The sequence below is a fragment of the Kocuria sp. KSNUG genome (assembly GCF_049532735.1).
GTDB lineage: Bacteria > Actinomycetota > Actinomycetes > Actinomycetales > Micrococcaceae > Kocuria > Kocuria rhizophila.
Map to the genome: position 1 here is coordinate 1,532,325 of NZ_CP150981.1, position 25,667 is coordinate 1,557,991.

The following is a 25,667-nucleotide window of genomic DNA, read 5'->3' on the forward strand; positions in this document are numbered from 1 at the left end:
CCGCTGGTGGGCGGGGAGGCTCCGGTGTGACGCCGGTCATGAACGATATGACCACAACGCGACACGGGACCCGCTCGAGGGTGAGGGTGGTCACCATTCCACCACCGAACACCCAGGAGCCATCATGTCCCACCCACCCGCCGCGCGTGAGGCGAACCCGCCGGTGAAGAAGAAGCGCGACACCACCCACTACCTCTACATCGCCGTCATCGTCGCGGTCGTGCTCGGTGTGGTGGTGGGACTGCTGTTCCCGTCCGTCGGTGTGGCGCTGAAGCCGCTCGGCACGGGTTTCGTGGCGCTCATCAAGATGGTCATCCCGCCCGTGATCTTCTGCACCATCGTGTTGGGCGTGGGCTCGGTGGCCAAGGCCGCCACGGTGGGCAAGGTGGGCGGTCTGGCCCTGCTGTACTTCATCGTGATGTCCACGTTCGCGCTCGCGATCGGCCTGGTGGTCGGCAACATCGTGCAGCCCGGTGCGGGTCTGGACCTGGCCAACGCCCACTTCGACCAGTCGACCCTCGGCGGAGGCTCTCAGGAGTCCCACGGAGAGGGCACCACGGGCTTCATCCTGGGCATCATCCCCACCACGCTGTTCTCCTCGCTGACCTCCGGGCAGATCCTGCAGACGCTGCTGGTGGCGCTGCTCGTGGGCTTCGCGCTGCAGTCCATGGGCGCGGCCGGGCAGCCCGTGCTCAAGGCCGTGGGCTACCTGCAGGCGGTCGTGTTCAAGCTGCTCTCCATGATCATGTGGCTCGCGCCGATCGGTGCGTTCGGGGCGATCGCGGCCGTCGTGGGCGCCACCGGGCTGCAGGCGGTGTTCTCGCTGCTCGGTCTCATGGTGGCCTTCTACATCACTTGCATCCTGTTCGTGGTGGTGGTCCTGGGGCTGCTGCTGAAGCTCGTCTCCGGCGTGAACATCTTCAAGCTCATGAAGTACCTGGCCCGCGAGTACCTGCTGATCTTCTCCACGTCCTCGTCCGAGGCGGCCCTGCCGAGGCTGATCGCCAAGATGGAGCACCTGGGCGTGTCCCAGCCGGTCGTCGGGATCGTGGTGCCCACCGGCTACTCGTTCAACCTGGACGGCACCGCCATCTACCTGACCATGGCCTCCCTCTTCGTGGCCGACGCCATGGGCACGCCCCTCGCGCTCGGTGAGCAGATCGGCCTGCTGGTGTTCATGATCATCGCCTCCAAGGGCGCGGCGGGCGTCACCGGCGCGGGCATCGCCACTCTCGCCGCCGGGCTGCAGTCCCACCGCCCGGACCTGCTCGACGGCGTGGACCTGATCGTGGGCATCGACCGCTTCATGTCCGAGGCCCGTGCTCTCACCAACTTCTCCGGCAACGCGGTGGCCACCATCGTGCTCGGCACGTGGGTCAAGGAAGTGGACGGTGCGCGGATGAAGCGCGTCCTGTCCGGAGCAGAGCCGTTCGACGAGGCCATGCTCGCGGTGGACCCCCACCTGGCCCCGACCCCGGCGGAGCAGGCCGCGGGGGCACCCGTGCCCGACCCGGCCACGTCCTCTCCCGCGACGCCGCCGCGCGACCAGGCGGGACCGTCCGTGCACGACGGACAGTAGCCCCGGCGCCGCGGCACCTCACGACCTTCGAACGGCACCCGCCCCACGGCGGGTGCCGTTCGTGCGTCCGGCCCCTCGCCGTGGAGCCACGTGGCGGTCGCGTCCCACGTGGGCGGTAGGGTAGGACGTCGAGACCCGTACTCCACGCGCAGGAAGGAAGGCCGTCGCCCGTGAGCAACGCCAGTGATGAGAGGCCCCAGCAGAGCCAGGCTGTGGCGTCGGACGCCGTAGGCCCCACCGGTCGGCCGCTGCGGACCTTCCCGGATCCGCCCGAGCTGTCCACGCACGGCCCCGCGCGCATCATCGCGATGGTCAACCAGAAGGGCGGGGTGGGCAAGACCACCTCGACCATCAACCTGGGTGCTGCGCTCGCGGAACTGGGCCGCAAGGTCCTGCTCGTGGACTTCGACCCGCAGGGCGCGCTGTCCGCAGGATTCGGCTCCAACCCCCACGAGCTGGACCTCACGGTCTACAACGTGATGATGGACCGCTCAGTTGACGTGTGGGACGTGGTGCAGCAGACCCACGTGGAGAACGTGGACCTGCTGCCCGCCAACATCGACCTCTCGGCGGCCGAGGTGCAGCTGGTCAACGAGGTCGCACGCGAGCAGGTGCTCGCCTCCGCGCTGCGCAAGGTCGAGGACCACTACGACGTCATCCTCATCGACTGCCAGCCCTCCCTGGGGCTGCTCACCGTCAACGCGCTGACCGCCTCACACGGTGTGATCATCCCGCTGATCTGCGAGTTCTTCGCCCTGCGCGCGGTCGCCCTGCTGGTCGACTCCATCTCCAAGGTGCAGGACCGGATCAACCCCAAGCTGCAGATCGACGGCGTGCTGGCCACCATGTTCGACTCCCGCACCCTGCACTCCCGCGAGGTCATCGCGCGGATCGTGGACGCGTTCGGGGACAAGGTGTTCGACACCGTCATCAAGCGCACCGTGAAGTTCCCGGACGCCACCGTGGCCGCGGAGCCCATCCTGGCGTTCGCCACCAACCACCCCGGCGCGGAGTCCTACCGCCAGCTCGCCCGCGAGCTCATCTCGCGCGGCGGCGCGCCGTGATCCAGGCCCGACGCCGCCCGGGCGCGTGAGCGGCGTCGTCGCCATCCCTTCCGAGGCACCCGGGGAGTCCCAGGGCGGCTTCACCGTGGCGCTGGAGAATTTCCAGGGCCCGTTCGACGTCCTGCTGTCCCTGATCGCCAAGCACGAGCTGGACATCACCCAGGTCTCGCTCTCCGTGGTCACGGACGAGTTCATCCAGTACGTGCGGGCCCTGCAGGAGGACGCCTCGCCCAAGGCCCTGGACGAGGCCAGCGAGTTCCTGGTGGTCGCAGCCACCCTGCTGGACCTCAAGGCCGCCCGGCTGCTGCCGCGCGGCGAGGTCGAGGACGAGTACGACGTGGAGCTGCTTGAGGCCCGGGACCTGCTGTTCGCCCGGCTGCTGCAGTACAAGGCGTTCAAGGAAGTGGCGGGGCAGCTCAACGTCCGCTTCGCCGCGGAGTCGGTGCGGATTGCCCGCCAGGTGGACCTGGACCCGGCCATCACCACGGCGCTGCCCCCGCTCACGTGGACGCTGACTCCGGACCAGCTCGCGCATCTCGCCGTGACCGCGCTGGACCCGGAGCGCCACGTGCCAGACGAGGTGGACGTGGCCCACCTGCACGGCGCCCAGGTGCGGGTGGCGGACGAGGCCGAGGTGCTCGCGGGCATCCTGCGGGACGGAGAGGACCACACGTTCCAGTCGCTGGTCGCGGACGCGGAGTCCACCCTGGTGGTGGTGGTGCGGTTCCTCGCGCTGCTGGAGATGTACCGGGACCGCGTGGTCCGGCTGCACCAGGAGGACGTCCTGGGAGCGCTGCTCGTGCGCTGGGACGGACCGGAGCAGTGGTCCGCGGCATCGCTCAGCAGCGAGTACACGGGCGCCGAGCAGGAGAGCACCCCGAGCGCGGACGGCGAAAACCTGGGAGAATGAGTCCCGCACAGGATCGGTGTGAACCGTACCGAAGGAGAGGATGACCGCGTGGCGGAGCAGACACCCCCCACGGCCCCCGCGGCGGACGCGTACCGCGCAGGGCCACCCATCACCCCGGCCGCCCCGGAACGCGCCGACGCACCGGCGTCAGAGACAGCGGTGTCCAGGGACGCCGAAGCGTCCACCGGCGGCATGACACGCGACCAGCTGCTCTCCGCGCTGGAGGCGGTGCTCATGGTCGCGGCGGCCCCGGTGGGCCTGGCCGAGTTCTCCCGGGTCACGGGTGAGCCCGAGCACCGGGTGCGCAGCGCGCTGGAGCACCTCAAGGCCGAGTACGACGGAGTGACCGGAAACACCTCTGCATCCGCCCGGCCGGGTGCCGTGGCCGGATATGATGGACGGTCGGCCTCCGAATCCCAGGACCACGTGGAGCACCACGACGGCGCTCCCGCACCGTCCAGCGCGCCCACGCCTCGAGTGCGCGGTTTCGAACTGCGTGACGTGGCCGGGGGCTGGCGGATCTACGCACGCAGCGAGCACGCCCAGCTGGTGACGGACTTCGTGGTGGAGGGCAGCAGCTCGCGGCTCTCCCAGGCGGCCCTGGAGACGCTGGCGGTGGTGGCCTACCTGCAGCCCGTGTCCCGCTCGCGGGTCTCCGCGATCCGTGGTGTGAACGTGGACGGCGTGGTGCGCACCCTGGTGCAGCGCGGCCTGCTCTCGGCCCACGAGCGGGAGGAGTCGTCCGGCTCCGTCCTGTACACCACCACCCCCCTTTTCCTGGAGAAGCTCGGTCTCGGCTCGCTAGACGAGCTGCCGGACATCGCACCGTTGCTGCCCGGAACCGACCAACTCGACGAGATAGAGGACTGAACGACGCATGGCTTCATCACACGGCAACGCATCCCGCGGCGGCGGCGCCCGCGGCCCCCAGGGGCGCGGCAAGGGCTCCAAGGCCGGACCCAAGGGCGGTTTCCGCTCCGGACCGGGCAAGAAGGGCTCCGGCGACGCCGCCGGGGGCCGCGGCTACCCCAAGGGAGCCGGAGCCAAGGGCCCGGGAGCCGCGCGCGGCAAGGGTCCCGCGGGCAAGGGGCCGGGCAAGCCCAAGGCCGGTGCGGCCCAGAAGGGTCCGCAGAAGCCCCGTGCCTTCGCGGGCGTGGACAAGTACGAGCGCCGCGCCTCGGCGATCAAGGAGCACGGCCCGCACCGGCGGCGTCGTCCCAAGAACCCGCCCGTGGACCGGCTGGAGGTCCACGACGAGAACGGCGTGCGGCTGCAGAAGCTCATGGCGCAGGCCGGCGTGGCCAGCCGCCGCGTGTGCGAGGAGATGATCCAGGACGGCCGCGTGAGCGTGGACGGGGAGATCGTCACGGAGCTCGGCGTGCGCGTGGATCCCGCCGTGCAGGCGGTGCACGTGGACGGCATGCGCATCCAGACGGACGAGAAGCTCGTGTACTACGCGTTCAACAAGCCCGCGGGCGTGGTCTCCACCATGGAGGACCCGGATGGGCGCCGTTGCGTGAGCGACTACCTGGATCCCCGCAAGCACCAGCGTGTGTTCCACGTGGGTCGCCTGGACGTGGAGACCGAGGGTCTGCTGCTGCTCACCAATGACGGCGAGCTGACCAACCGGCTCACCCACCCCTCCTACGAGGTGCCCAAGACCTACATGGTCCAGGTGCACGGTCCCGTGGAGAAGGGCATCGGCAACCAGATGAAGGAGGGCATCCGCCTGGAGGACGGCATCGCCAAGGTGGACGACTTCCGCCTGGTGGACTCCACCCCGGGCCACGTGCTCATCGAGGTGGTGCTGCACTCCGGACGCAACCGGATCGTGCGCCGGATGTTCGACGCCGTGGACCACCCCGTGGAGAAGCTCGCGCGCACCCACGTGGGCCCCATCGCGATCGGCGACCAGAAGCAGGGCACGGTGCGCAAGCTCTCGCACACCGAGGTGGGCAACCTCCTCGCGTCCTTGGGGATGTGAGCGTGGTCCCCACCGCTCCCTCGAGCACCGGCCCCGTGCTGGTGGTGGGCTCCGGTCTGCTCGGTGCGAGCATCGGGCTGGGGCTGCGCCACCTGGGGGTGGAGGTCCTGATCCGGGACTCCTCGCCCACCACGGAGGCCGTGGCCCAGGACATCGGCGCGGGCTGCTCCGTCCGTGCGCTCCGCAGTGCGGGGGAGGATCTCCCCGAGCCCGCGCTCGTGGTGGTCGCCGCGCCGCCGGACGTGGTGGCCGAGCTGGTCGTCGAGGCGCTGGCCGAGCACCCGCACGCCGTGGTGCTGGACATCGCCTCCGTCAAGGCCCCCATTCTCGACTCCGTGGCGGCGGCGGGCGCAGACCTCACCCGCTACGTGGGCACCCATCCCATGGCCGGGCGGGAGAAGTCCGGGCCGGTGGCGGCGCGCGGTGAGCTGTTCACGTCCATGCCGTGGGTGGTCTGCCCCGGTCCCGCCACGGGAGCCGCCGCGGTGACCGCGGCCAAGAACCTCGCGGTGGACCTGGGGGCGACCCTGACCGTGATGGAGCCCGCGGAGCACGACGAGACCGTGGCGCTGATCTCCCACCTGCCGCAGGTGATGTCCTCGCTGCTGGCCTCGCGGCTGCAGGAGACCCCGCTGCACCAGCTGTCCCTGGCGGGGCAGGGGCTGCGGGACACCACGCGGATCGCGGGCTCGGACCCGGGGCTGTGGGTGCAGATCCTCTCCGCCAATGCGCGGCCCGTGGTGCGCTCCCTCCACCAGGTCCGGGAGGACGTGGAGCGGCTGATCGCCACGCTGGAGGCTCCCGACGCTGACGGTGCACGGTTGGACATCGCCCGGCTGATGGCCGAGGGCAACGCCGGCCAGGCCCGGATCCCGGGCAAGCACGGCGGGGCCCCCAAGGCCTTCGCCACGTTCACGGTGGCCGTGGACGACACGCCCGGTCAGATCGCCCGCCTCCTCACGGAGATCGGGGAGATCGGGGTCAACCTGGAGGACATGCGCCTGGAGCACTCGCCCGGGCAGCCCGTGGGTCTCGTGACCGTCTCGGTGGAGCCGAGCCGGCACACGGACCTCGTGGAAGAGCTGCAGACACGCGGCTGGAAGGTGGTGCAGTGATGAACGCACGGGATGAGAACGCACGGCTGGTCATCGCGGTCGACGGGCCCTCGGGGTCCGGGAAGTCCTCGGTGTCCAAGGAGGTGGCGCGTCGGTTCGGGCTCGCCTACCTGGACACCGGCGCGATGTACCGCGCAGTGACGTGGTGGTGCCTGGACTCGGGGGTGAGCTTTGACGACCACGAGGCCGTGGTGGCCGCCACCGAGACCGTTCCCCTGGAGATGGGCACGGACCCGGACGAGGAGCGCATCCTGGTCAACGGCGAGGACGTCCGCTCCGCGATCCGCGGGGACCTGGTCACGGACAACGTCTCCCGGGTCTCCACGATCGTCCCCGCACGGGAGGTGCTGGTACGGATGCAGCAGGACATCATCCGGGACAGCGGGTTCCGGATCGTGGCCGAGGGCCGGGACATCACCACGGTGGTGGCCCCGGACGCGGACGTGCGGATCCTGCTCACCGCCTCGGAGGCGGCGCGCATGGCGCGGCGCGGCAGGCAGCTGGGCGCGGCGGCGTCGTCGAACCTGGAGGCGCAGGTGGTGGGCCGTGACGCGAAGGACGCCACCGTGGTGGACTTCATGAACGCGCAGGACGGCGTGTACCTGCTGGACTCCTCCGAACTGACCATGGAACAGACCGTGCAGGGCGTGATCGACCTGGTCATCCGCGCCACGGACACGACACACGAGGGGGGCCCCACGGCCCCTGACGAGACGGGCGCTGACGCCCCCGAGGAAGCGAGGCAACCATGAGCGCACCCGACGAGCCCACGGCGGACTCCTACGAGCAGTCCGTGCTGGGCGGGGGCAACGAGGACATCTCGCAGCGCCTGGCCGCGATCGATGACACCGAGGCCGAGGCCCGCGCGCAGGCGCTGCGCGAGGGTCTGGCGGACTACGAGCTGGACGACGAGGACGCCGCGCTGCTGGCGGACTGGATCGACGGCGAGGAGGACCGGGACGCCCGCCGCCCCGATCCCGTGGTGGCCGTGGTGGGCCGGCCCAACGTGGGCAAGTCCACGCTGGTCAACCGCGTGATCGGCCGCCGCGAGGCCGTGGTGGAGGACACCCCGGGCGTGACCCGTGACCGTGTCTCCTACAAGGCGGAGTGGAACGGCAAGAACTTCACCCTGGTGGACACCGGCGGCTGGGAGCAGGACGCCAAGGGCATCAACAAGCGCGTGGCGGACCAGGCCGAGCTGGCCGTGGAGAACGCGGACGCCGTGCTGCTCGTGCTGGACGTGACCGTGGGGGTGACCGCGACCGACGAGGCCGTGGTGAGCATGCTGCGTCGCGTGAAGAAGCCCATCATCGTGGTGGCCAACAAGGCGGACTCCCCGCATCTGGAGATCGAGGCCACCGCGCTGTGGTCCCTGGGCATGGGGGAGCCGTTCCCGGTGTCCGCGCTGCACGGCAAGGGCTCCGGCGACGCGCTGGACGCCCTGGTCAAGGCGCTGCCGGAGTTCTCCGAGGTGGCCGAGGCCGAGCTCGAGGGTGGGCCGCGGCGCGTGGCACTGATCGGGCGGCCCAACGTGGGCAAGTCCTCGTTGCTCAACAAGCTGGCCGGCTCGGACCGCGTGGTCGTGGACTCCACCGCGGGCACCACGCGCGATCCCGTGGACGAGATCGTGATGCTCGGGGGCGAGCCCTGGCGCTTCATCGACACCGCGGGCATCCGCCGCCGCGTGCACCTGCAGCAGGGCGCGGACTTCTACGCGTCCCTGCGCACGCAGACCGCGCTGGAGCGCGCCGAGGTGGCCGTGGTGCTGCTCGCCGTGGACGAGGTGCTCTCCGAGCAGGACGTCCGCATCCTGCAGATGGCCGTGGACTCCGGGCGCGCCCTGGTGCTCGCGTTCAACAAGTGGGACACCCTGGACGAGGAGCGCCGCTTCTACCTCGAGCGGGAGATCGAGCGGGACCTCGCACACGTGGCCTGGGCGCCGCGGGTGAACATGTCCGCGAAGACCGGGTGGCACAAGGACAAGCTGGTCCCCGCGCTGCACACGGCCCTGGACTCGTGGGACCGCCGCATCCCCACCGGGCGCCTCAACGCGTTCCTGGGGGAGATCGTGGCCGCCCACCCGCACCCCGTGCGCGGCGGCAAGCAGCCCCGCATCCTGTTCGGCACACAGGTGGCCTCCCGGCCGCCCAAGTTCGTGCTGTTCACCACGGGCTTCCTGGATCCCGGCTACCGCCGGTTCATCCAGCGCCGCATCCGCGAGACCTTCGGCTTCGAGGGCACTCCGCTGGAGGTCACCATGCGCGTGCGGGAGAAGCGCCAGCGCAAGCGCTGATCACCGTGGACGACGACGCCGCGGCGGGCCCGTCACGAACGGCTCGCCGCGCCCGTCCTCCCGGCCCGCGGTCGATGTGAAAATCGGGACCGGGTGGGGTAATGTATCCCAAGTGTTCGGCGCTGGTTCGCCAGTGTTGAGCATGGTCGCGGGATGTGGCGCAGCTTGGTAGCGCACTTGACTGGGGGTCAAGGGGTCGCAGGTTCAAATCCTGTCATCCCGACCAACGGACCGGCTCTGACAAGGCAAGACGCCTCGTCGGGGCCGGTCCTTCTTCGTATCCAGGGGTCCAAGTGTCCACTTACTGACCACTTTCAACCCGACGCAGGCGGGATGAGCCCCTGCGCCACCGCGAGCAAGCCCACCAGATCGGCCCGCTCGGTGCAGTACCGGCGAGGGACCTCCGGCCCCGGATGACCCAGCTGCTCAGCAGCGGGCTTGCCTCCCGCTGCTCGCAAGATCCACGTGGCCCCCATGGTCCCCGCGTCGCCACCCGCCGCAGCGGGGGTCAGGACGCCTCGCACTCCGCAACTAGTGGCTCGGCAATCGCCGTTGCCGCCGCCATGCCCTCCTGGTAGCTCGGGGCCCCGAAGGTCGCGATGGAGACCGTGAGATCGCACGCGGTCGTTGTGACGGCCCCGATGCTGCTGACCGACCACTGCCCGTCCAGTTCGGCGAGCCAGCCGTTCTTGAGGTAGACCTCCGCGCCCTCGGTGGCGTCGGTGGGGGCCACAGCGCCCACGCCGAACGCCTGGGAGGGGTGGAGGGCCTGGGCCGTCACGGACATGTCCGCGCGCATGCTCTGTGCGTTGTCCGGACCGAGCCAGGCGGGCGGTTCCCGCAGCGCCGCGATCAGGGCGACTCCGTCCCGCGCCGTCACCAGGGTCTCGCCCCACCCGGCGCCCGGGTTGCCGGGCGCCACGCCCAGCAGGCCGTAGACCTCCGCGAGCGTGGCGGCCCGCTGCTCGGGAGTGGCCCCCAGGGAGGTGTAGAGAACGTCCGTGGCCTCGTTGTCGCTCTCGGCCAGCGCCCGGTGCATCAACTCCCGGTCGGCGGCGGTGACGGCCGGGCCACCCGTGGAGGCCACATGGAACCTCGCCATGACCACGACCACCTTGGCCGTGGACGCTGCGCGCACGGGGAAGTGGTCGTCCACGGCGATCTCCTGGCCCGTGGACTCGTCCCGCACCACGATCCCGCCACGGATCCCCGTGCTGTCCTGCAGCTCGTCCAGTGTGCTGCGCAGCTCGTCCTCGAGTTCTCCGTGGGAACCGGTCTCGTCCGCGGGATGGTCGTGGGCTGCGCCGCTGCTGAGCTCCTGGCCGTCCCCGTTCCCTCCGGGGGTCGCGCGGTCCGACCCGGCGCCGCGCTCCTGGTGCGGACGGGTCGTCGCGGCGGACCCTCCGTCCACGCCGGGCTGGCCGCAGCCGCTGAGCGCGAAGAGCAGGGCGACAGCGGTGGCGGCGCCGGCGCACCGCGTCAGGGACGCGCCCTCGGCGAGCCCCGCAGAACGACCACCCCGGGTACGCACTCAGGTCTCCCGTGTCAGCCGCACCCAGCCGTCGCTGAGCCGTGCTCTGAGGCCGGCCGTGCGGGACACCGGCGCCAGCGCGTGGGAGAGGCACGCCACGGAGTCGTACCCCGCGTGGTCCACCCCGGGCAGCACGTGGAGGTGGGTGTCGAAACCCGCCGCGCGGTACGCCGCCACGCCCTCCTCCGCGGCTCCCAGCGCGCTCCACTGCGGAGGATTGGTGGCGCCGTCCACGTCCCGGTCTCCCACCCACCAGTGCATGACGGTGGAGCCGATGCAGGGACGGGCCTTCTTCTTGGTGGACACCGGCGCGTCGGCCCCGCCGCCGCCGATGATGACGGCCCCGCCGCGGGCCATGCCCTCGATGCCGCGGTCGAGCAGCTCGTAGGTGATGAACTCCGCGCCCCCGCTGTAGCCCAGGAGCCAGATGGTCGAGGAGTCCACCTCCGGGTGCCGTGCCACGAGGTGCTCGTGCAGTGCACGGAAGAACTTGCCGTTGCCCTTGCAGTCCTCCCACCACGTGTACCCGTCCCCGCGGCCGTCCGTGTCCGGGGTGTTCACGGCCACGAACATGAGGTTCCGGGCCTGCGCCGCCACGGCGAGCCGGGCCAGGTCCCCTTCCTCGGGCCAGTTGATCGAGGTGTCGTCCAGGTCCCAGTAGTCGCCGTCGAAGTAGTACAGGATTCCCGCTGTGCCCGTGGGCCACACGTGGTACCAGGACCTCATCCCATTGGGTGCGGTGAAGTCGATGAACGTGTCCGGTGTCATGATCCCCCCCAGATCGTGGAGCCTCGGTGCCGCAGCGGTGTCTCCCACTCGGCATCGCCCCAGTATGACGCAGACCCCTGGCAGGCGGCCCGTGCACGGCCGACGGACGACGCAGAGGGGTCGCCTCCCGCCAGTCGGGGCGGCGTCGTCCGCGGGAGCCGCACCCGCCCGGGGGTGGTCAGGCGGCGGTGCCGCGTGCTTGGCTGGGATCACACCGAGGAAGGGAAACGCCATGGGCGCCGTCATCACCACCTACCTGCAGGACCACCACGCGGGATCGGCCGCGGGGGTGGCCGCGTTCCACCGCGTGGCCGAGTTCCACGGGGACCCCGAAGTGCGCGAGGCGGTGGGCCGGATGGCGGAGGAGATCGCCCAGGACCAGGCCGCCCTGGAACAGGTCATGGCCTCGGTGGGCGTCCGGCCGGCAGCGCTGAAGGACCTTCCGGCGCGGGTCGCGGAGAAGGCCGCGCGGCTCAAGCCGAACGAGCGGGTCGGCAGGCGCTCGCCGCTGTCCGACATCGAGGAGCTGGAGGCACTCGTGGCCGCCGTCCACGCGAAGCGGCTAGGGTGGCGATTACTCCTGGAGGCTCCGGACGACAGGCTGGACCGCGATCTGCTGCGGCGGCTGGGCGAGCGCGCCGAGGAGCAGGAGAAGACGCTGGACCTGTTGCGGCTGGGGCAGGCCCACAAGCTGACCAGTTCGTGACGTCCCCGCCGCACCATGTGAAGGGACCCCATGACCACCGCCGACCAGATGCCCTCCCTGCGCCGACGTACGAGCACCAAGTGGCGCAGCTACCCGGAGGACGTCCTGCCCATGTTCATCGCGGAGATGGACTTCCCCACCCCGCCCCCGGTCAAGGCCGCGCTGAAGGCCGCGATTGAGAACAACGACACGGGCTACGCCGCCACCGCGGACCGTGGTGCGGCGCAGGCGTACGCGGACTTCGCGGCCGCACGCTGGGGCTGGCGCCCGGACCCTGAACGCATCATGTACACCACGGACGTCACCGTGGTGATCGTCGAGGCGCTGCGCCGGCTGATCCGCCCCGGCGAGGGCGTGGTCCTCACCCCGCCGGTGTACGCGCCGTTCTACCACCTGGTCGCGGAAGCCGGAGGCCGCCCGGTGGAGGTCCCGCTGCAGGACGACGGCGCCGCGTACCGCCTGGACCTGCCCGGCATCGACGCCGCGCTGGCCGCGGGCGCCCGCGCTGTCCTGCTGTGCAACCCCCACAACCCGCTGGGCCTGGTCCACGCCCGCGAGGAGCTGGCGGAGCTCGCCGAGATCGTGGAACGGCACGACGCCCACGTGGTGAGCGACGAGATCCACGCACCGCTCACGCACCACGACACCACGTTCACGCCGTACCTGTCCGTGTCCGACGCCGCCCGCAGGCACGGTGTCGCGGCGGCCTCCGGAAGCAAGGCCTTCAACCTCGCGGGGCTCAAGGCGGCCATGTTCGTGGTGGACTCCGAGCCCATGGCGCAGTGGCTGGCCACGGTGCCCGATGCCGTGTCCTACCGGACCGGGATCATGGGTCTGCTGGCCACGCAGGAGGGCTTCCGGCACTGCACGGACTGGCTGGACGCCACGATCGAGGTGATCGAGGGCAACATCGAGCTGCTGGAGCGCCAGCTCGCGGAGAAGCTGCCGCGGGTGCGGTTCCGCCGCGGCAGCGCCACGTACCTGGCCTGGCTCGACATGCGAGAGCTGGGCTGGGGCGAGGATCCTGCCGAGTACGCCGCGGAGCACGCCAAGGTGGCGCTGTCCTCCGGCCCCACGTTCGGCGCGGGTGGCGCGGGATTTGCGCGCATGAACCTGGCGTGCTCCCCGGACACGGTCGTGGAGGCGGTGGACCGGCTCAGCTCGGCCGCGCGCGGATGACGGCTTGCGTGCTGCGGCTCGGCCGGGGCACACTGCCGGCCCCGTGAACAGAACACCGTGGGTCCGTCGTGGGGGTGGCCTGCGGTGCCCGCGGCGCCGCGTCCTCGGACCGCTTGGAAGGAGCCCCGTGACCCGCACCGTCCCCGTGCTGATCCTCACCGGCTACCTGGGCGCCGGAAAGACCACGGTGCTCAACCACGTCCTGGCCACGGGCGGGGGCCGTGTGGGAGTGGTGATCAACGACTTCGGGGACGTGAACGTGGACGCCGGGCTCGTGGCGGGCCACGTGGCCGAGCCGCTGTCGATCGCGGGCGGCTGCCTGTGCTGCCTGCAGGACCCCGCGCAGCTGGACGACGCCCTGCGCACCCTGTCCCGCCCGGCACTGGACCTCGACGCCATCGTCATCGAGGGCTCGGGGATCGCGGAACCGCCCGCGCTGCTCCAGCTCGTGCTGGGCACCACCGTGGACTCCGTCCGCTTCGGTGGTCTCGTGGAGGTGGTGGACGCGGCCCACGTGCCCCACGCCGAGCAGCGCGGCTGGGACCTCCCGCAGCACGTCAAGGCCGCGGCGCTCGTGCTGCTCACCAAGACCGACGTGGCGCAGCCCCACGAGACCGCGCGTGTGCGCGAGCGGATCGCGCAGGCCAATCCCCACGCCATGGTGCTCGACGCCCCGTGGGGTGCCGTGGACCCCCGCCTGTTCTTCGACGCCGCGGAGCGTGCCGTGCCCGAGGGCGGCCAGCTTCCGCTGTGGGAGCTCGGCACCACGGGTGGGCACACGCACCACGTCCACCACCGTGCCGCGAGCCTGGACGTGCCCACCGAGGTGGACCCGGCGGCGCTCGCGGACCTGCTCGAGGATCCCCCGGACGAGGTCTACCGCGTCAAGGCCGTGGTGGACGTGGCCACGGCCCGCGGACCCCGCCGCTACGTGGCCCACTCCGTGGCCGGGTTCGTCACGGTGCAGCGGGCACCGCGCCCGGCGGGCGCGGCACCACACTCGGTGGTCGTGGCCATCGGCCCGGAGGACGACGCCGCCGGGCCCCTGGATCTCGCGGGTCTTGTCAGTCGGTCCCGAGCTCCGGCCACCGCACGCGAGCTGCGCCGCCTCACCCGGTTCCTGTGAGACCCTCGGCCCCGCCACGCCCGGTCCTGGGAGGCCCGCTGCAACGCCCGGGCCCGGGGGCGGCAGGTTCCTCGCCGCCTCGGGGGCGGGGGATCCGGGCATCGGGGGAGTGGCCGGTCAGGTGAGGTTGGAGAAGTGCTCCACCTTGCGGGTGGGCCCCGTCACCAGGATCTGGTCGTCGTCGTAGAGCATGGTCCCGGCCTCGATGGGCTCCCACTGCCCGCCCGGGCGGCACACGGCCACGACCGAGACCCCCAACCGCTGCCTCACGTTCAGCAGATCCATGGGACGCTGCTGGATGGGTTCGGGCGGGGTGCAGCGGACCAGTGCGTGGCCGTCGTCGATTGGCACGAAGTCCAGGATCCGGTGCTGCACCAGGTGCGCGGCGCGGGTGCCCATGTCGCTCTCGGGGTTGACCACGTTCTGCACGCCCAGCTGCGTGAGGATCTCGGCGTGCGGCTCCGTGAGGGCCTTGGCCCAGATGCCGGGGCACCCGAACTTCACGAGCCGGGACGCGGTGAGGATGCTCGCCTCGATGTTGGAGCCGATTCCCACCACCACGCGCTCGAACTCGTTCACGGACAGGTCGCGCAGCACGTCCTCGTCCGTGGCGTCCGCCCGCACCACCGAGGTCAGTTTGCCGTTGAACCGCTGCACCGTGGCCTGGTCGTGGTCGATGCCCAGCACGTCCGTCTCGTTGCGCATCAGTTCGAGGGCGAGGGCACCACCGAAACGCCCCAGCCCGATCACGGCCACGGCGTCGGACATGCCTCGACGGGAGATGTCGGAGAGTTGGGAACCGAACATGGGACTTCCTTCCGGAGTGGGGCGTCCCGCGGCGGGCGGGATGCCGGGGGAGTGCTGCGCGGCGTCGTGCCGGGGCAGCCGGAGCTGGTGGGTCACCCGATGAGGGGCCGCTCCTTGGGCAGACCGAACGAGGGCGGGCGTCGACCGTAGGCGATCGCGGCGGCCACCGTGACCGGTCCGAGTCTGCCCATGACCATCAGCGCGATCAGCACGCACTGGGCGAAGGGCTCCAGCACGGGCGTGATCCCGGTGCTCAGACCCACCGTGGAGAACGCGGAGACCACCTCGAACAGCACCCGGTCCAGACCCAGGGACTGGTCCGTGAGCATGATCAGCATGGCCCCGCTGATGACGGCCCCGGCGGCGAGCACCACCACCGTGATGGCCTCGCGCTGCACCGACCGGGAGAGCTGCTTGCCGAGCACCGGGACGGCGGCGCCGCCCCGGATCTCCGTGAGCGCGATGAAGAACAGCACGCCGAACGTGGTGACCTTGAGCCCACCGGCGGTGCCCGCGGGACCACCGCCGATGAACATGAGGATGTCCATGCCGAGCCACGACACGGGGTGCATCTGGGAGATGTCGATGCTGTTGAAACCCGCGGTGCGGGAGATCGTGGACTGGAAGAACGCGTTGAGCACCTTGACGGTGGGGGACTGCGACCCCAGGGTGGCCGGGTTGCTCCACTCGAGGACCAGGATGAACACGGTGCCGCAGAACAGCAGCAGCGGGGTGGCGAAGAGCACGAGGCGGGTGTTCATGCTCCATCGGTGCGGCATCCTGATGTGCCGCCGGAGCTCGGCAAGGACGGGGAATCCCAGGCCGCCCAGGATCACGCACGCCGACAGGGTGAGAAGCACCACGGCGTCGCCCGAGAAGTCCATGACGTTGAGGGTGTAGAGCGCGAAACCGGCGTTGTTGAACGCGGACACGGCGTGGAACACCCCGTGCCACAGCGCGGTACCCACGGAGTAGTCGTAGTGCAGCAGGAACCGGAGGAACAGAATGGTGGCCGCGGTGCCCTCGATGACCAGGGTGGTGCCCACGATCCGTGCGACCACGAGCCGCGCTCCGCCACCGGACTTGGTCTCCGTGCTGGTCAGCAGCCGGGCGGAGAGACCAAGACGGCGGGACAGCAGGATGCCGAGCATCGTGGTGAAGGTCATCACGCCGAGCCCGCCCACCTGGATCAGGGAGATGATCACCACCTGGCCGAACGGGGTCCAGTAGGTGGCGGTGTCCACGGTGATCAGCCCGGTCACGCACAGCGCCGAGGTGGCGGTGAAGGCCGCCGTGATCACGTCCGTGCTGCCCGGGGCCACCGTGGCCAGCGGCAGCATGAGGAGGCCCGTGCCCGTGAGCAGCGCCAGCAGGAACGCGGAGAGGATCAGCCGCGCGGAACGCCCCGGGGTCAGCTCGTGGACGTGCAGGGGGTCCCGGCGGGACTTCATCGTGGGAACGGTCCGGCGGATCCGGGAACCGTGGGTGTGGACGCGGATCGCCGCCTGGCGGAAAGCCTCGGTGATGGGCACCGGGCCAAAATACCCCGATGCGGGGGCCCGTACACCCATTCGTGGCGGTCCGCGCGGAGCGTGTTGGACGCCGGTGGCACGGTTGCACTGCACACGCACGCGTGTGATGTGCGCTACTGCCGGGTATGTGCCCTAAACTGACCGGCATGACCAACATTCCCGCGGAACTCGCGTACACGGCAGAGCACGAGTGGGTCCAGGACCTCAACGACGACAGCACCTTCAAGGTGGGCATCACCGACCACGCCCAGAGTGAGCTGGGCGAAGTCGTCTTCGTCCAGCTGCCGGAGGTCGGGGACTCCGTCACGGCAGGGGACGTGGTGGGGGAGATCGAGTCCACCAAGTCTGTGAGCGACCTCTTCGCTCCCGTCAGCGGCGAGATCGTCTCCGTCAACGACGAGCTCTCGGACACCCCGGGGCTTCTCAACGACGCACCCTACGAGGCCGGCTGGCTCTTCACGGTGCGGGTGCAGTCCCAGGACGCCACGGCCGATCTGCTGGACGCGCAGGCCTACCAGCAGCTGCTGGACTAAACTCGTACTTCCACGTGAGCTGAGGGGAACCCATGCCTAATCAAGAGAACTCGGGCGCGCAGGCGGGCCCGGAGACCACGTCCATCCAGATCGTCGCGGACGTGCTCTCCACCGCCGCGCACCACAAGCTCACCGAGGGTGAGCAGAACGCCGTGGCCTCGCTTCCCCCGGGGTCCGCTCTGCTGCTCGAGACCAACGGTGGTCTGACGGGTGCGCGCTTCCTGCTGGACCGGGACGAGGTCGTGGCCGGACGCCACCCCGCGTGCTCCGTGTTCCTGGACGACGTCACCGTCTCCAGGCGGCACGCGGAGTTCATCCGCCGCAACAACACCTTCGAGATCGTGGACCACGCCTCGCTCAACGGCACGTACGTCAACAGCGACCGTGTGAACACCAAGGTGCTCGAAAACGGCGACGAGGTGCAGATCGGCAAGTTCCGTTTCACGTTCTACCACTCCGTGCAGAACGGGTCCTGACACCGTCCATGCCTGAGACCGGACTCCCGCAGACCGCCCGTGTCGGCATCGGTGCACTGCTGCGCCAGCTGCAGCCGCGCTTTCCGGACCTGACAGCCTCGAAGGTGCGTTTCCTGGAGGACCAGGGACTGGTGCATCCGCACCGCACCGCGTCGGGATACCGCAAGTACTCGGAGCAGGACATCGAGCGTCTCACCACGGTGCTCATCCTGCAGCAGGAGCGGTACCTTCCGCTGCGGGTCATCAGGGAACGCCTGGACCGCGGGGAGGATCCCGCCGCCGGCGCCGAGCGGCAGCGTCCTCGGGTGCCGGTCGACGCCGCGGAGCCAGGGGCCGCCGACGCCGCCGACCCCCCTCGCGCGGGCTCGGCGCGGTACTCGTTGCGCGAGCTCGCCGCGAGGTCCGGGACGGAGGTTCCGCTGCTGCGCGAGCTGCTGACCCACGGGCTGATCGTGGAGCGGGCCGGTGCCTACGACGAGCACGCCCTGGCAGTGGCGGTGGCCGCTGGGAAGCTCCGCGGCTACGGCATCGAGCCCCGGCACCTGCGTGTGCTCCGGGGCGCCTCCGAGCGCGTGGTGGCTCTGGTGGACGGCAGCGTGGCGCCCCTGCGCACGCGGCGCGATCCGGAGACCCGGCGCAGGGCCGTGCTGCGCGCCCGTGAGATCGCTGCTCTGTGCCTCTCGGTGATGTCCGCCGTGGTCACCACCCAGGTGGACGACACGGTGCGTTCCTTCCACACCCCGGACGCCTCCGGGAGCGACACGTGAGCGCGGACGTCCGCATGGAGATCGCGGGGGTGCGCATGGACGTCCCCACGGGGCAGCCCGTGGTGGTGCTGCGCGAACTGGACGGGCCCCGTCGCCTGCCCATCTGGCTGGGCACCAACGAGGCCACGTCGATCGTCTTCGCCCTGCAGGGAATCGAGCCCCCTCGCCCGCTGACCCACGACCTGCTGCTGGCGGTGGTGGGGGAGCTGGGTCGCAGCATCACGGGGGTCGTGGTCCACACCGTGGAGGACACGGTGTTCCACGCCGCCATCTCCTTCGACGACGCCACCGTGGTGGATGCCAGGGCCTCGGACGCCCTCGCCCTCGCGGCCCGCACGGGGTGCCCCATCCTGTGCTCCTCCGCCGTGCTGGACGAGGCGGGGCTGGTGCTCAGCCCGGACGGCGAGCTGAGGGAGCAGTCGGCGGACGCTGCGGGTGGTGCGGAGGCCCAGGTGCGGGAGTTCCGCGACTTCCTGGACCACGTGGACCCGGACGACTTCCAGTCCTGACCTCCCCGTCGGGCAGGGGGTCCGCCTCCCACGACGACACGACCAGAACCGCGCCGAATGTCTTTGACCCGTTCCACCCGGGGGTTTACCGTCAGGGGAGCATGGTGGGCCGTCCCCTGCCCGCCCCACGCACGAGGAGGACGCTTGAGCAATCCTGAGTTGCCGCTGGACGCGGCGCAGCTGCGCGCATCCTCCCTGGCCGGGGGAACGCAGGAGATGCTGTTCACCGACGACCTCACCGCACTCGACGAGACCGTGGGGTTCCGCGGACCCACCGCGTGCAAGGCCGCCGGCATCAGCTACCGGCAGCTCGACTACTGGGCGCGCACCAGCCTGGTGGAGCCCACGGTGCGCGGGGCCAAGGGATCCGGCTCGCAGCGTCTCTACAGCTTCCGGGACATCCTCGTCCTCAAAGTGGTCAAGCGGCTGCTCGACACAGGTGTCTCCCTGCAGCAGATCCGCTCCGCCGTGGGTGCGTTGCGCCTCAGGGGTATTGACGACCTCACGCGGCTGACGCTGATGTCCGACGGCGCAAGTGTCTACGAGTGCACCTCCCCCCACGAGGTCATCGACCTCGTCCAGGGTGGGCAGGGTGTGTTCGGCATCGCCGTGGGCCGGGTGTGGCGCGAGGTCGAAGCCACCCTGGCCTCCATGCCGGCCGAGCACGCCTCCCTGGAGGGTGCCGCAGAGGCCGCGGGGCCGTTCCCCGAGGACGAGCTCTCGGCCCGTCGGGCGCGGCGGCACAAGAAGAACGCCGGCTGATCGAGGACGCCTCGCCTCAGCGCGTGAGCCCCTCCAGCACGGCGGTGAACCGTCCGGCAATCTCCGCCGCTTCCGCTCCCGGCCAGCGGTGCACGGGCCACGCGGCGCCCTGAGCCTGCTGCACCACAGGGAGATCGGGCAGCACGGGGTCCACCACGAGCGGACCGAACAGCTCCCGGAGTTCCCGCAGCCGGTGCTGCTGCTCCTGGGACGCGCTCTGCACCCTGTTGACCACGACCCCTGCCTCGGGCACGGCCCAGATGCGGGAGGCCTCGAACTGTGCCAGGGCGGTCATGGTGCGTTTGGTGCCGGCCACGGAGAACAGCGACGGCTCGGCCACCGAGAGGACCTTGTGGGAGGCGGCCCACGCCATGCGGGTGAGCGCGCTGAGGGTGGGAGGACAGTCGACGAGCACCAGTTCGTAGCGGTCCAGCCCGCGCAGGGCGGTCTCCAGCCGCTTGAGGTCCTTCGGTCGGTACGACGCATGGTCCAGGTGCGACGAGGCCGCGGAGCCCGGGGCGACGTCGAGAACGGGCACGCGCGTGGTGCGTGCGGCATCCGGCGCCCAGTCTCGGGGGCCGGACGCGGAGGTGTCCGGCGTGATGGGGTGCGCCGTCCAGGACGAGGCCTCGGCCACCGAGGCGAGACCGCCCTTGCGGGGCCGACGGAGCACCGTGCCCACCTCGTGGCCGGCGCGCGCGTGCACGCCCAGTGCCGTGGAGGCGTCACCGTGGGGATCGAGATCCACCACCAGCGTGGGGATCCTGGCGTCCAACGCGGCGGAGGCCAGCCCCAGGACCACGGAGGACTTGCCCACGCCACCCTTGAGGCTGCTGATGCTGACGATCTGCACGGATGACCCTTCTGTAACCCAAAGGGGGGCTATCCGCCGCCCCGTTACATGCTAATGGGTGTACTTCGGGGGGCAGGGAAGACGTGCCGTGACACGATCGCCGGATCAAGGTCCCGTGAGGTCTGGCTCACGTAAGCTGAGAGCCGGTATCAACTCCTCACCCAGTGCGCGCGTCCCCGCGGACCGCGCACGGAAACGGACGTCATGTTTTCCAAGATCTTGGTGGCCAACCGCGGCGAGATCGCCATCCGCGCCTTCCGCGCGGCCTACGAGCTCGGCGCAGGGACCGTGGCGGTGTTCCCCCACGAGGACCGCAACTCCATCCACCGGCAGAAGGCGGACGAGGCCTACAACATCGGTGAGGAGGGCCACCCCGTCCGGGCATACCTGGACGTGGCGGAGATCGTCCGCGTGGCCAAGGAGTCCGGGGCGGACGCGATCTACCCGGGCTACGGCTTCCTGTCCGAGAACCCCGAGCTCGCCCGCGCCGCCGCGGCGGAGGGCATCACGTTCGTGGGTCCGCGCGCCGAGATCCTGGAACTCGCCGGGAACAAGGTGGAGGCGTTGCGCGCAGCGCGGCGCGCCGGGATCCCCACCCTGGACTCCTCGGACCCCTCGTCGGACAAGGACGCCCTGATCGCCGCCGCCGAGAAGATCGGCTATCCCGTGTTCGTCAAGGCCGTGGCCGGCGGCGGCGGGCGTGGCATGCGCCGTGTGGAGACCCCGGAGCAGCTGCCCGGTGCCCTGGATGCCGCGATGCGCGAGGCGGACACCGCCTTCGGTGACCCCACGGTGTTCATCGAGCAGGCCGTCCTGCGCCCCCGTCACATCGAGGTGCAGATCCTCGCGGACAACGAGGGCAACATCGTTCACCTGTTCGAGCGCGACTGCTCCCTGCAGCGGCGCCACCAGAAGGTCATCGAGATCGCCCCGGCCCCGCAGCTGGACCCCGAGATCCGGGACGCCCTGCACCGCGACGCCGTGAAGTTCGCCAAGGAGCTCGGCTACGTGAACGCGGGTACCGTGGAGTTCCTCGTGGACACTGCCGGTGAGCGCGCGGGCCAGCACGTGTTCATCGAGATGAACCCGCGCATCCAGGTGGAGCACACCGTGACCGAGGAGATCACGGACGTGGACCTCGTGCAGTCCCAGCTGCGGATCGCCGCGGGGGAGACGCTCGAGGACCTGGGCATCAGCCAGGACGGCCTGCGGGTGCGCGGCGCGGCGCTGCAGTGCCGCATCACCACCGAGGACCCCGCCAACGACTTCCGCCCGGACGTGGGCAAGGTCTCGGCCTACCGCTCCGCCGGCGGCGCCGGCGTGCGCCTGGACGGCGGCACGCTGTACGCGGGTGCCGAGATCTCTCCGCACTTCGACTCGATGCTGGTCAAGCTCACGTGCCGCGGCCGCGACTACGAGACCGCGGTGCTGCGGGCCCGGCGAGCGCTGGCGGAGTTCCGCATCCGTGGGATCGCCACCAACATCCAGTTCCTGCAGTCGGTCCTGCACAACCCGGACTTCCTGGCCGGGGACGTGGCCACGGACTTCATCGAGAACCACCCCGACCTGCTCAAGGGCAAGGGCTCGGCGGACCGTGGCACGCGCGCCCTGAACTACTTGGCCGAGATCACGGTCAACAAGCCCAACGGGGAGCGCGTGGACGGCATCGACCCGCGCGACAAGCTGCCGCACTACCCCGGGGACAAGAGGGACGAGCCCTACCGCAGCCCCTTCGACGGCCCCTCCAAGCACGAGGTCCCCTCGGGCTGGCGCCAGGTGCTGCAGGAGAAGGGCCCCGAGGGCTTCGCCCGGGCCCTGCGGGAGTACGAGCCGCTGGCCGTGACCTCCACGACCTTCCGGGACGCCCACCAGTCGTTGCTGGCCACGAGGGTGCGCACCCGCGACCTGCTCGCGGCGGCCCCGGCCTACGCGCACCTGTTGCCGGGTCTGCTCTCGATCGAGGCCTGGGGTGGCGCCACGTACGACGTCGCGCTGCGCTTCCTGGGGGAGGACCCCTGGGAAAGGCTGCGGCTGCTGCGCGAGGCCATGCCCAACATCCCCATCCAGATGCTGCTGCGCGGACGCAACACCGTGGGCTACACGCCGTACCCCGTGGAGGTGACCAACGCATTCGTCGCGGAGGCCGCGGAGACGGGCGTGGACATCTTCCGCATCTTCGACGCCCTGAACGACGTGGAGCAGATGCGCCCGGCCATCGAGGCCGTGCGCGCCACCGGGACCGCGGTGGCCGAGGTGGCCCTGTGCTACACGGGCAACATGCTGGACCCGGACGAGACCGTCTACACGCTGGACTACTACCTGGACCTCGCGCAGCAGTGCGTGGACGCCGGGGCCCACGTGCTCGCGATCAAGGACATGGCGGGTCTGCTGCGGCCCGAGGCGGCGCGCCGGCTCGTCACGGCGTTGCGCGAGCGCTTCGACCTCCCGCTGCACCTGCACACCCACGACACCGCGGGCGGTCAGCTGGCCACCCTGCTCGCCGCGTCCGAGGCGGGCGTGGACGCGGTGGACGCCGCGGCGGCGTCGATGGCCGGGACCACGTCCCAGGTCTCCGGCTCCGCACTCGTGGCGGCGCTGGAGAACACCGAGCGCGACACCAACCTGGGCCTGGACGTCGTGAGCGACATGGAGCCCTACTGGGAGGTCGTGCGCTCGATCTACAAGCCCTTCGAGTCCGGACTCACCAGTCCCACGGGCCGCGTGTACCGCCACGAGATCCCGGGAGGTCAGCTCTCCAACCTGCGGCAGCAGGCGATCGCCCTGGGCCTGGGCGAGAAGTTCGAGGCCATCGAGGACATGTACTACGCGGCGGACAAGATGCTCGGGCACCTGGTCAAGGTCACCCCGTCCTCCAAGGTGGTGGGGGATCTCGCCCTGCAGCTCGTGGGCATGGACGTGGACCCCGCGGAGTTCGAGGCGGACCCCCGCAAGTTCGACATACCGGCCTCGGTGATCAACTTCCTGGCCGGCGAGCTGGGGACCCCGCCCGCGGGCTGGCCCGAGCCGTTCCGCACCAAGGCCCTCGAGGGACGCACCGTGAACCTCGCGGACGAGGAGCTCTCGGCGCAGGACCGCGAGGCGCTGGAGCAGCCCGGTGCGGTGCGCCGTGCCACGCTCAACCGCCTGCTGTTCCCGGGCCCCACGAAGGACTTCGAGTCCTCCCGCACCAAGTACGGCGACGTCTCCGTGCTGCACACGCGCGACTTCCTCTACGGCCTGGACCAGGACCACGAGCACGTGATCTCGCTGGGCAAGGGTGTGCGCCTGCTGGTGACCCTGCAGGCCATCTCCGAGCCGGACGAGAAGGGCATGCGCACCGTCATGGTGACCCTCAACGGCCAGCTGCGCCTGCTGGAGATCCGCGACGAGTCCGTGAAGTCCCAGGCCGTGGAGACCGAGAAGGCGGACACGTCCCAGCCGGGCCACGTGGCGGCGCCGTTCGCCGGCGCGGTCACGGTCACCGTCTCGGAGGGCGACACCGTCTCCGCCGGGGACTCGGTGGCCACGATCGAGGCCATGAAGATGGAGGCTTCCATCACGGCTCCCGTGGGCGGAACGGTCTCCCGCGTGGCGCTCTCGGACACCGCACACGTGAGCGGCGGGGACCTCGTCCTGGTGATCGACCCCCAGTGATCCGCAGGGATCCCCGCGGCGGCCACGCCGTGGGCTGAACGGACGCCACCCCGCACCCCGTGTGCAGGGTGGCGTCCTAGCATGGGGCCCATGCGATCTTTCGACCTGATCATCGTCGGCTCCGGCTCGGGCAACTCGCTGCTCACGGACGAGTACCGGGACCTGCACGTGGCCATCGTGGAACCCGGCCGCTTCGGGGGCACGTGCCTCAACGTGGGGTGCATCCCCACCAAGATGTACGTGTACCCCGCCACCGTGGCGGACCAGGCACGCGATGCGGGCAGACTCGGGCTGGACGCCAGGGTCGACGGCGTGGACTGGCCGGGGATGCGGGACCGGATCTTCGGCCGGATCGACGCGATCTCCGAGGGCGGTCTGGACTACCGGCGCTCGCTGGAGAACGTCACGGTCATCCAGGAGTACGTGCACTTCGTGGAGCCCCGCGTCCTGGAGACGGACTCGGGGGAGCGGCTCACCGCACCCAGGATCGTGCTGGCCAACGGCTCCCGCGTCCATGTCCCGGACGTGCCCGGCACGGATCTGCCGGGGGTGCACACCTCGGACACGGTGATGCGCATCCCGGACCTGCCGCGGGACGTGGTGGTGGTGGGCGGCGGCTACATCGCCGCCGAGTTCTGCCACGTGTTCCAGGGCCTCGGTCCGTCCGTCACGCAGCTCAACCGCTCGCAGCGCCTGCTGCGCGCCCACGACGACACGATCGCCGAGCGCTTCACCCGCGAGGCCGCCGCGCACTGGGACCTGCAGCTGGGGTGGAGCCTGACCGGCATCCGGACCTCCGGGGACGGCCGGCTCACGGTCTCGGCGGACGCGAGCGACGGATCCGGGAAGCAGTGGGAGCGCACCGCGGACGTGGTGCTGCTCGCCACCGGGCGCATCCCCAACGCGGACACCCTGAACCCCGGGGCCGCGGGACTGGACGTCACCGAGCGCGGGCTGCTCGCCGTGGACGAGCACCAGCGGGTGCTCTCGGGCGGGGAGCCGGTCGAGGGCCTGTGGGCACTCGGCGACGTCTGCTCCCCGCACCAGCTCAAGCACGTGGCGAACGCCGAGGCCCGCGTGGTCTCCCACAACGTGGTGCACCCGCAGGACCAGCGCAGCACCGACCACCGCTACGTGCCGGCCGCGGTCTTCACCGAGCCGCAGATCGCGTCCGTGGGCATGACCGAGCGCGCCGCGCGCGCCTGGGCCGAGCGCACGGGCCACGAGATCACCGTCAAGGTGCAGGACGTCGGGGACGTGGCCTACGGGTGGGCCATGGAGGACCACGTGGGTCTCTGCAAGCTCATCGCGGACTCCGGCACCGGGGAGCTGCTCGGGGCGCACCTGATCGGCCGGGAGGCGTCCAACCTGATCCAGCCGCTCGTGCAGGGCATGTCCTTCGGACTGCGCGTCCACGAGATGGCGCGCGGACAGTACTGGATCCACCCCGCGCTCGCCGAGGTCGTGGAGAACGCGCTGCTCGGGCTGGACGTCCCGGGCCAGCGCGCGGACTGAACGA

Annotated in this window: 23 protein-coding genes and 1 tRNA gene; 19 read left to right on the top strand and 5 right to left on the bottom strand. The window is 70.8% G+C overall.

Annotation, left to right across the window (positions count from 1 at the left end):
• Nucleotides 1–124: 124 nt before the first annotated feature.
• The 9 genes from AABM36_RS06615 (at nt 125) to AABM36_RS06655 (ending at nt 9,171) form a co-directional block, all read left to right on the top strand.
• Nucleotides 125–1,579 carry a cation:dicarboxylate symporter family transporter gene (locus AABM36_RS06615; protein ID WP_423445345.1) on the top strand — a complete coding sequence of 485 codons (1,455 nt, stop codon included), beginning with the start codon at nt 125–127 and terminating at the stop codon, nt 1,577–1,579.
• Between the two features lie 170 nt (nt 1,580–1,749).
• Complete coding sequence (locus AABM36_RS06620) at nt 1,750–2,643, top strand: ParA family protein (protein ID WP_423445347.1); 894 nt, start codon at nt 1,750–1,752, stop codon at nt 2,641–2,643.
• Between the two features lie 25 nt (nt 2,644–2,668).
• A complete protein-coding gene (locus AABM36_RS06625; protein ID WP_423445349.1) occupies nt 2,669–3,553 on the top strand; it encodes a segregation and condensation protein A in 885 nt (294 codons plus the stop codon).
• Between the two features lie 192 nt (nt 3,554–3,745).
• On the top strand, nt 3,746–4,423 hold the full coding sequence (gene scpB / locus AABM36_RS06630) for an SMC-Scp complex subunit ScpB (protein WP_423445351.1): 678 nt from the start codon (nt 3,746–3,748) through the stop codon (nt 4,421–4,423).
• Nucleotides 4,424–4,430: 7 nt separating this feature from the next.
• Nucleotides 4,431–5,537, top strand: a complete 1,107-nt coding sequence (locus AABM36_RS06635; RefSeq protein WP_423445353.1) for a pseudouridine synthase — start codon at nt 4,431–4,433, stop codon at nt 5,535–5,537.
• A complete protein-coding gene (locus AABM36_RS06640; protein ID WP_423445355.1) occupies nt 5,534–6,652 on the top strand; it encodes a prephenate dehydrogenase in 1,119 nt (372 codons plus the stop codon). Before AABM36_RS06635 ends, AABM36_RS06640 begins: the two co-directional genes overlap by 4 nt.
• Nucleotides 6,652–7,404: a (d)CMP kinase gene (gene cmk, locus AABM36_RS06645; protein WP_423445357.1), complete on the top strand. Its 753-nt coding sequence runs from the start codon at nt 6,652–6,654 to the stop codon at nt 7,402–7,404. The genes AABM36_RS06640 and cmk overlap by 1 nt, the downstream gene beginning before the upstream one ends.
• A complete protein-coding gene (der, locus tag AABM36_RS06650) occupies nt 7,401–8,945 on the top strand; it encodes a ribosome biogenesis GTPase Der (RefSeq protein ID WP_423445358.1) in 1,545 nt (514 codons plus the stop codon). The genes cmk and der overlap by 4 nt, the downstream gene beginning before the upstream one ends.
• 149 nt (nt 8,946–9,094) lie before the next feature.
• Nucleotides 9,095–9,171 (top strand) — tRNA-Pro (locus AABM36_RS06655).
• Between the two features lie 282 nt (nt 9,172–9,453).
• On the opposite strand, the gene AABM36_RS06660 is transcribed toward AABM36_RS06655, so the two are convergent.
• Entirely contained in the window at nt 9,454–10,476 is a 1,023-nt protein-coding gene (locus AABM36_RS06660; protein WP_423445360.1) for a hypothetical protein, read from the bottom strand.
• Nucleotides 10,477–11,244, bottom strand: coding sequence for a hypothetical protein (locus AABM36_RS06665; RefSeq protein WP_423445362.1), 768 nt, complete (start codon nt 11,242–11,244; stop codon nt 10,477–10,479).
• A 232-nt stretch (nt 11,245–11,476) separates the two neighbouring features.
• On the opposite strand from AABM36_RS06665, the gene AABM36_RS06670 reads away from it, so the two are divergent.
• The 3 genes from AABM36_RS06670 to AABM36_RS06680 all read left to right on the top strand — a co-directional run bounded on the left by AABM36_RS06670 (nt 11,477) and on the right by AABM36_RS06680 (nt 14,255).
• Complete coding sequence (locus tag AABM36_RS06670; protein ID WP_423445364.1) at nt 11,477–11,950, top strand: hypothetical protein; 474 nt, start codon at nt 11,477–11,479, stop codon at nt 11,948–11,950.
• Nucleotides 11,951–11,980: 30 nt separating this feature from the next.
• Entirely contained in the window at nt 11,981–13,129 is a 1,149-nt protein-coding gene (locus tag AABM36_RS06675; protein WP_423445366.1) for a MalY/PatB family protein, read from the top strand.
• Between the two features lie 127 nt (nt 13,130–13,256).
• The gene (locus AABM36_RS06680; RefSeq protein ID WP_423445368.1) at nt 13,257–14,255 is read left to right on the top strand and encodes a CobW family GTP-binding protein; all 999 of its coding nucleotides are present in this window, start codon (nt 13,257–13,259) and stop codon (nt 14,253–14,255) included.
• A 117-nt stretch (nt 14,256–14,372) separates the two neighbouring features.
• On the opposite strand, the gene AABM36_RS06685 is transcribed toward AABM36_RS06680, so the two are convergent.
• Nucleotides 14,373–15,062 (bottom strand): potassium channel family protein, encoded by a 690-nt coding sequence (locus tag AABM36_RS06685; protein ID WP_406921452.1) that lies wholly within the window; start codon nt 15,060–15,062, stop codon nt 14,373–14,375.
• A 92-nt stretch (nt 15,063–15,154) separates the two neighbouring features.
• Nucleotides 15,155–16,594: a TrkH family potassium uptake protein gene (locus tag AABM36_RS06690; protein WP_423445371.1), complete on the bottom strand. Its 1,440-nt coding sequence runs from the start codon at nt 16,592–16,594 to the stop codon at nt 15,155–15,157.
• A gap of 146 nt (nt 16,595–16,740) precedes the next feature.
• On the opposite strand from AABM36_RS06690, the gene gcvH reads away from it, so the two are divergent.
• From gcvH to AABM36_RS06715, 5 genes are all read left to right on the top strand, one after another.
• Nucleotides 16,741–17,127: a glycine cleavage system protein GcvH gene (gene gcvH / locus AABM36_RS06695; protein WP_423445373.1), complete on the top strand. Its 387-nt coding sequence runs from the start codon at nt 16,741–16,743 to the stop codon at nt 17,125–17,127.
• Nucleotides 17,128–17,159: 32 nt separating this feature from the next.
• Nucleotides 17,160–17,603: an FHA domain-containing protein gene (locus tag AABM36_RS06700; RefSeq protein WP_423445376.1), complete on the top strand. Its 444-nt coding sequence runs from the start codon at nt 17,160–17,162 to the stop codon at nt 17,601–17,603.
• Nucleotides 17,604–17,611: 8 nt separating this feature from the next.
• Nucleotides 17,612–18,370, top strand: coding sequence for a MerR family transcriptional regulator (locus AABM36_RS06705; protein WP_423445378.1), 759 nt, complete (start codon nt 17,612–17,614; stop codon nt 18,368–18,370).
• Entirely contained in the window at nt 18,367–18,879 is a 513-nt protein-coding gene (locus AABM36_RS06710; RefSeq protein ID WP_423445380.1) for a bifunctional nuclease family protein, read from the top strand. The genes AABM36_RS06705 and AABM36_RS06710 overlap by 4 nt, the downstream gene beginning before the upstream one ends.
• Nucleotides 18,880–19,095: 216 nt before the next feature.
• Complete coding sequence (locus tag AABM36_RS06715; RefSeq protein ID WP_423447920.1) at nt 19,096–19,641, top strand: MerR family transcriptional regulator; 546 nt, start codon at nt 19,096–19,098, stop codon at nt 19,639–19,641.
• A 16-nt stretch (nt 19,642–19,657) separates the two neighbouring features.
• Here AABM36_RS06715 and AABM36_RS06720 read toward each other — a convergent pair whose 3' ends face one another.
• Nucleotides 19,658–20,494: a ParA family protein gene (locus AABM36_RS06720; protein ID WP_423445381.1), complete on the bottom strand. Its 837-nt coding sequence runs from the start codon at nt 20,492–20,494 to the stop codon at nt 19,658–19,660.
• Between the two features lie 204 nt (nt 20,495–20,698).
• On the opposite strand from AABM36_RS06720, the gene AABM36_RS06725 reads away from it, so the two are divergent.
• Nucleotides 20,699–24,148 carry a pyruvate carboxylase gene (locus tag AABM36_RS06725; protein WP_423445383.1) on the top strand — a complete coding sequence of 1,150 codons (3,450 nt, stop codon included), beginning with the start codon at nt 20,699–20,701 and terminating at the stop codon, nt 24,146–24,148.
• A gap of 90 nt (nt 24,149–24,238) precedes the next feature.
• Entirely contained in the window at nt 24,239–25,663 is a 1,425-nt protein-coding gene (locus AABM36_RS06730; protein ID WP_423445385.1) for a mycothione reductase, read from the top strand.
• Nucleotides 25,664–25,667 lie beyond the last annotated feature (4 nt).

Bases quoted from the DNA above. Each gene is read 5' to 3' on its own strand.
- AABM36_RS06615 (WP_423445345.1), top strand. From the start codon at position 125: ATGTCCCACCCACCCGCCGCGCGTGAGGCGAACCCGCCGGTGAAGAAG.
- scpB (WP_423445351.1), top strand. From the start codon at position 3,746: ATGACACGCGACCAGCTGCTCTCCGCGCTGGAGGCGGTGCTCATGGTC.
- AABM36_RS06635 (WP_423445353.1), top strand. From the start codon at position 4,431: ATGGCTTCATCACACGGCAACGCATCCCGCGGCGGCGGCGCCCGCGGC.
- cmk (WP_423445357.1), top strand. From the start codon at position 6,652: ATGAACGCACGGGATGAGAACGCACGGCTGGTCATCGCGGTCGACGGG.
- der (WP_423445358.1), top strand. From the start codon at position 7,401: ATGAGCGCACCCGACGAGCCCACGGCGGACTCCTACGAGCAGTCCGTG.
- AABM36_RS06665 (WP_423445362.1), bottom strand. From the start codon at position 11,244: ATGACACCGGACACGTTCATCGACTTCACCGCACCCAATGGGATGAGG.
- AABM36_RS06670 (WP_423445364.1), top strand. From the start codon at position 11,477: ATGGGCGCCGTCATCACCACCTACCTGCAGGACCACCACGCGGGATCG.
- AABM36_RS06675 (WP_423445366.1), top strand. From the start codon at position 11,981: ATGACCACCGCCGACCAGATGCCCTCCCTGCGCCGACGTACGAGCACC.
- AABM36_RS06685 (WP_406921452.1), bottom strand. From the start codon at position 15,062: ATGTTCGGTTCCCAACTCTCCGACATCTCCCGTCGAGGCATGTCCGAC.
- gcvH (WP_423445373.1), top strand. From the start codon at position 16,741: ATGACCAACATTCCCGCGGAACTCGCGTACACGGCAGAGCACGAGTGG.
- AABM36_RS06700 (WP_423445376.1), top strand. From the start codon at position 17,160: ATGCCTAATCAAGAGAACTCGGGCGCGCAGGCGGGCCCGGAGACCACG.
- AABM36_RS06705 (WP_423445378.1), top strand. From the start codon at position 17,612: ATGCCTGAGACCGGACTCCCGCAGACCGCCCGTGTCGGCATCGGTGCA.
- AABM36_RS06715 (WP_423447920.1), top strand. From the start codon at position 19,096: ATGCTGTTCACCGACGACCTCACCGCACTCGACGAGACCGTGGGGTTC.
- AABM36_RS06725 (WP_423445383.1), top strand. From the start codon at position 20,699: ATGTTTTCCAAGATCTTGGTGGCCAACCGCGGCGAGATCGCCATCCGC.
- AABM36_RS06730 (WP_423445385.1), top strand. From the start codon at position 24,239: ATGCGATCTTTCGACCTGATCATCGTCGGCTCCGGCTCGGGCAACTCG.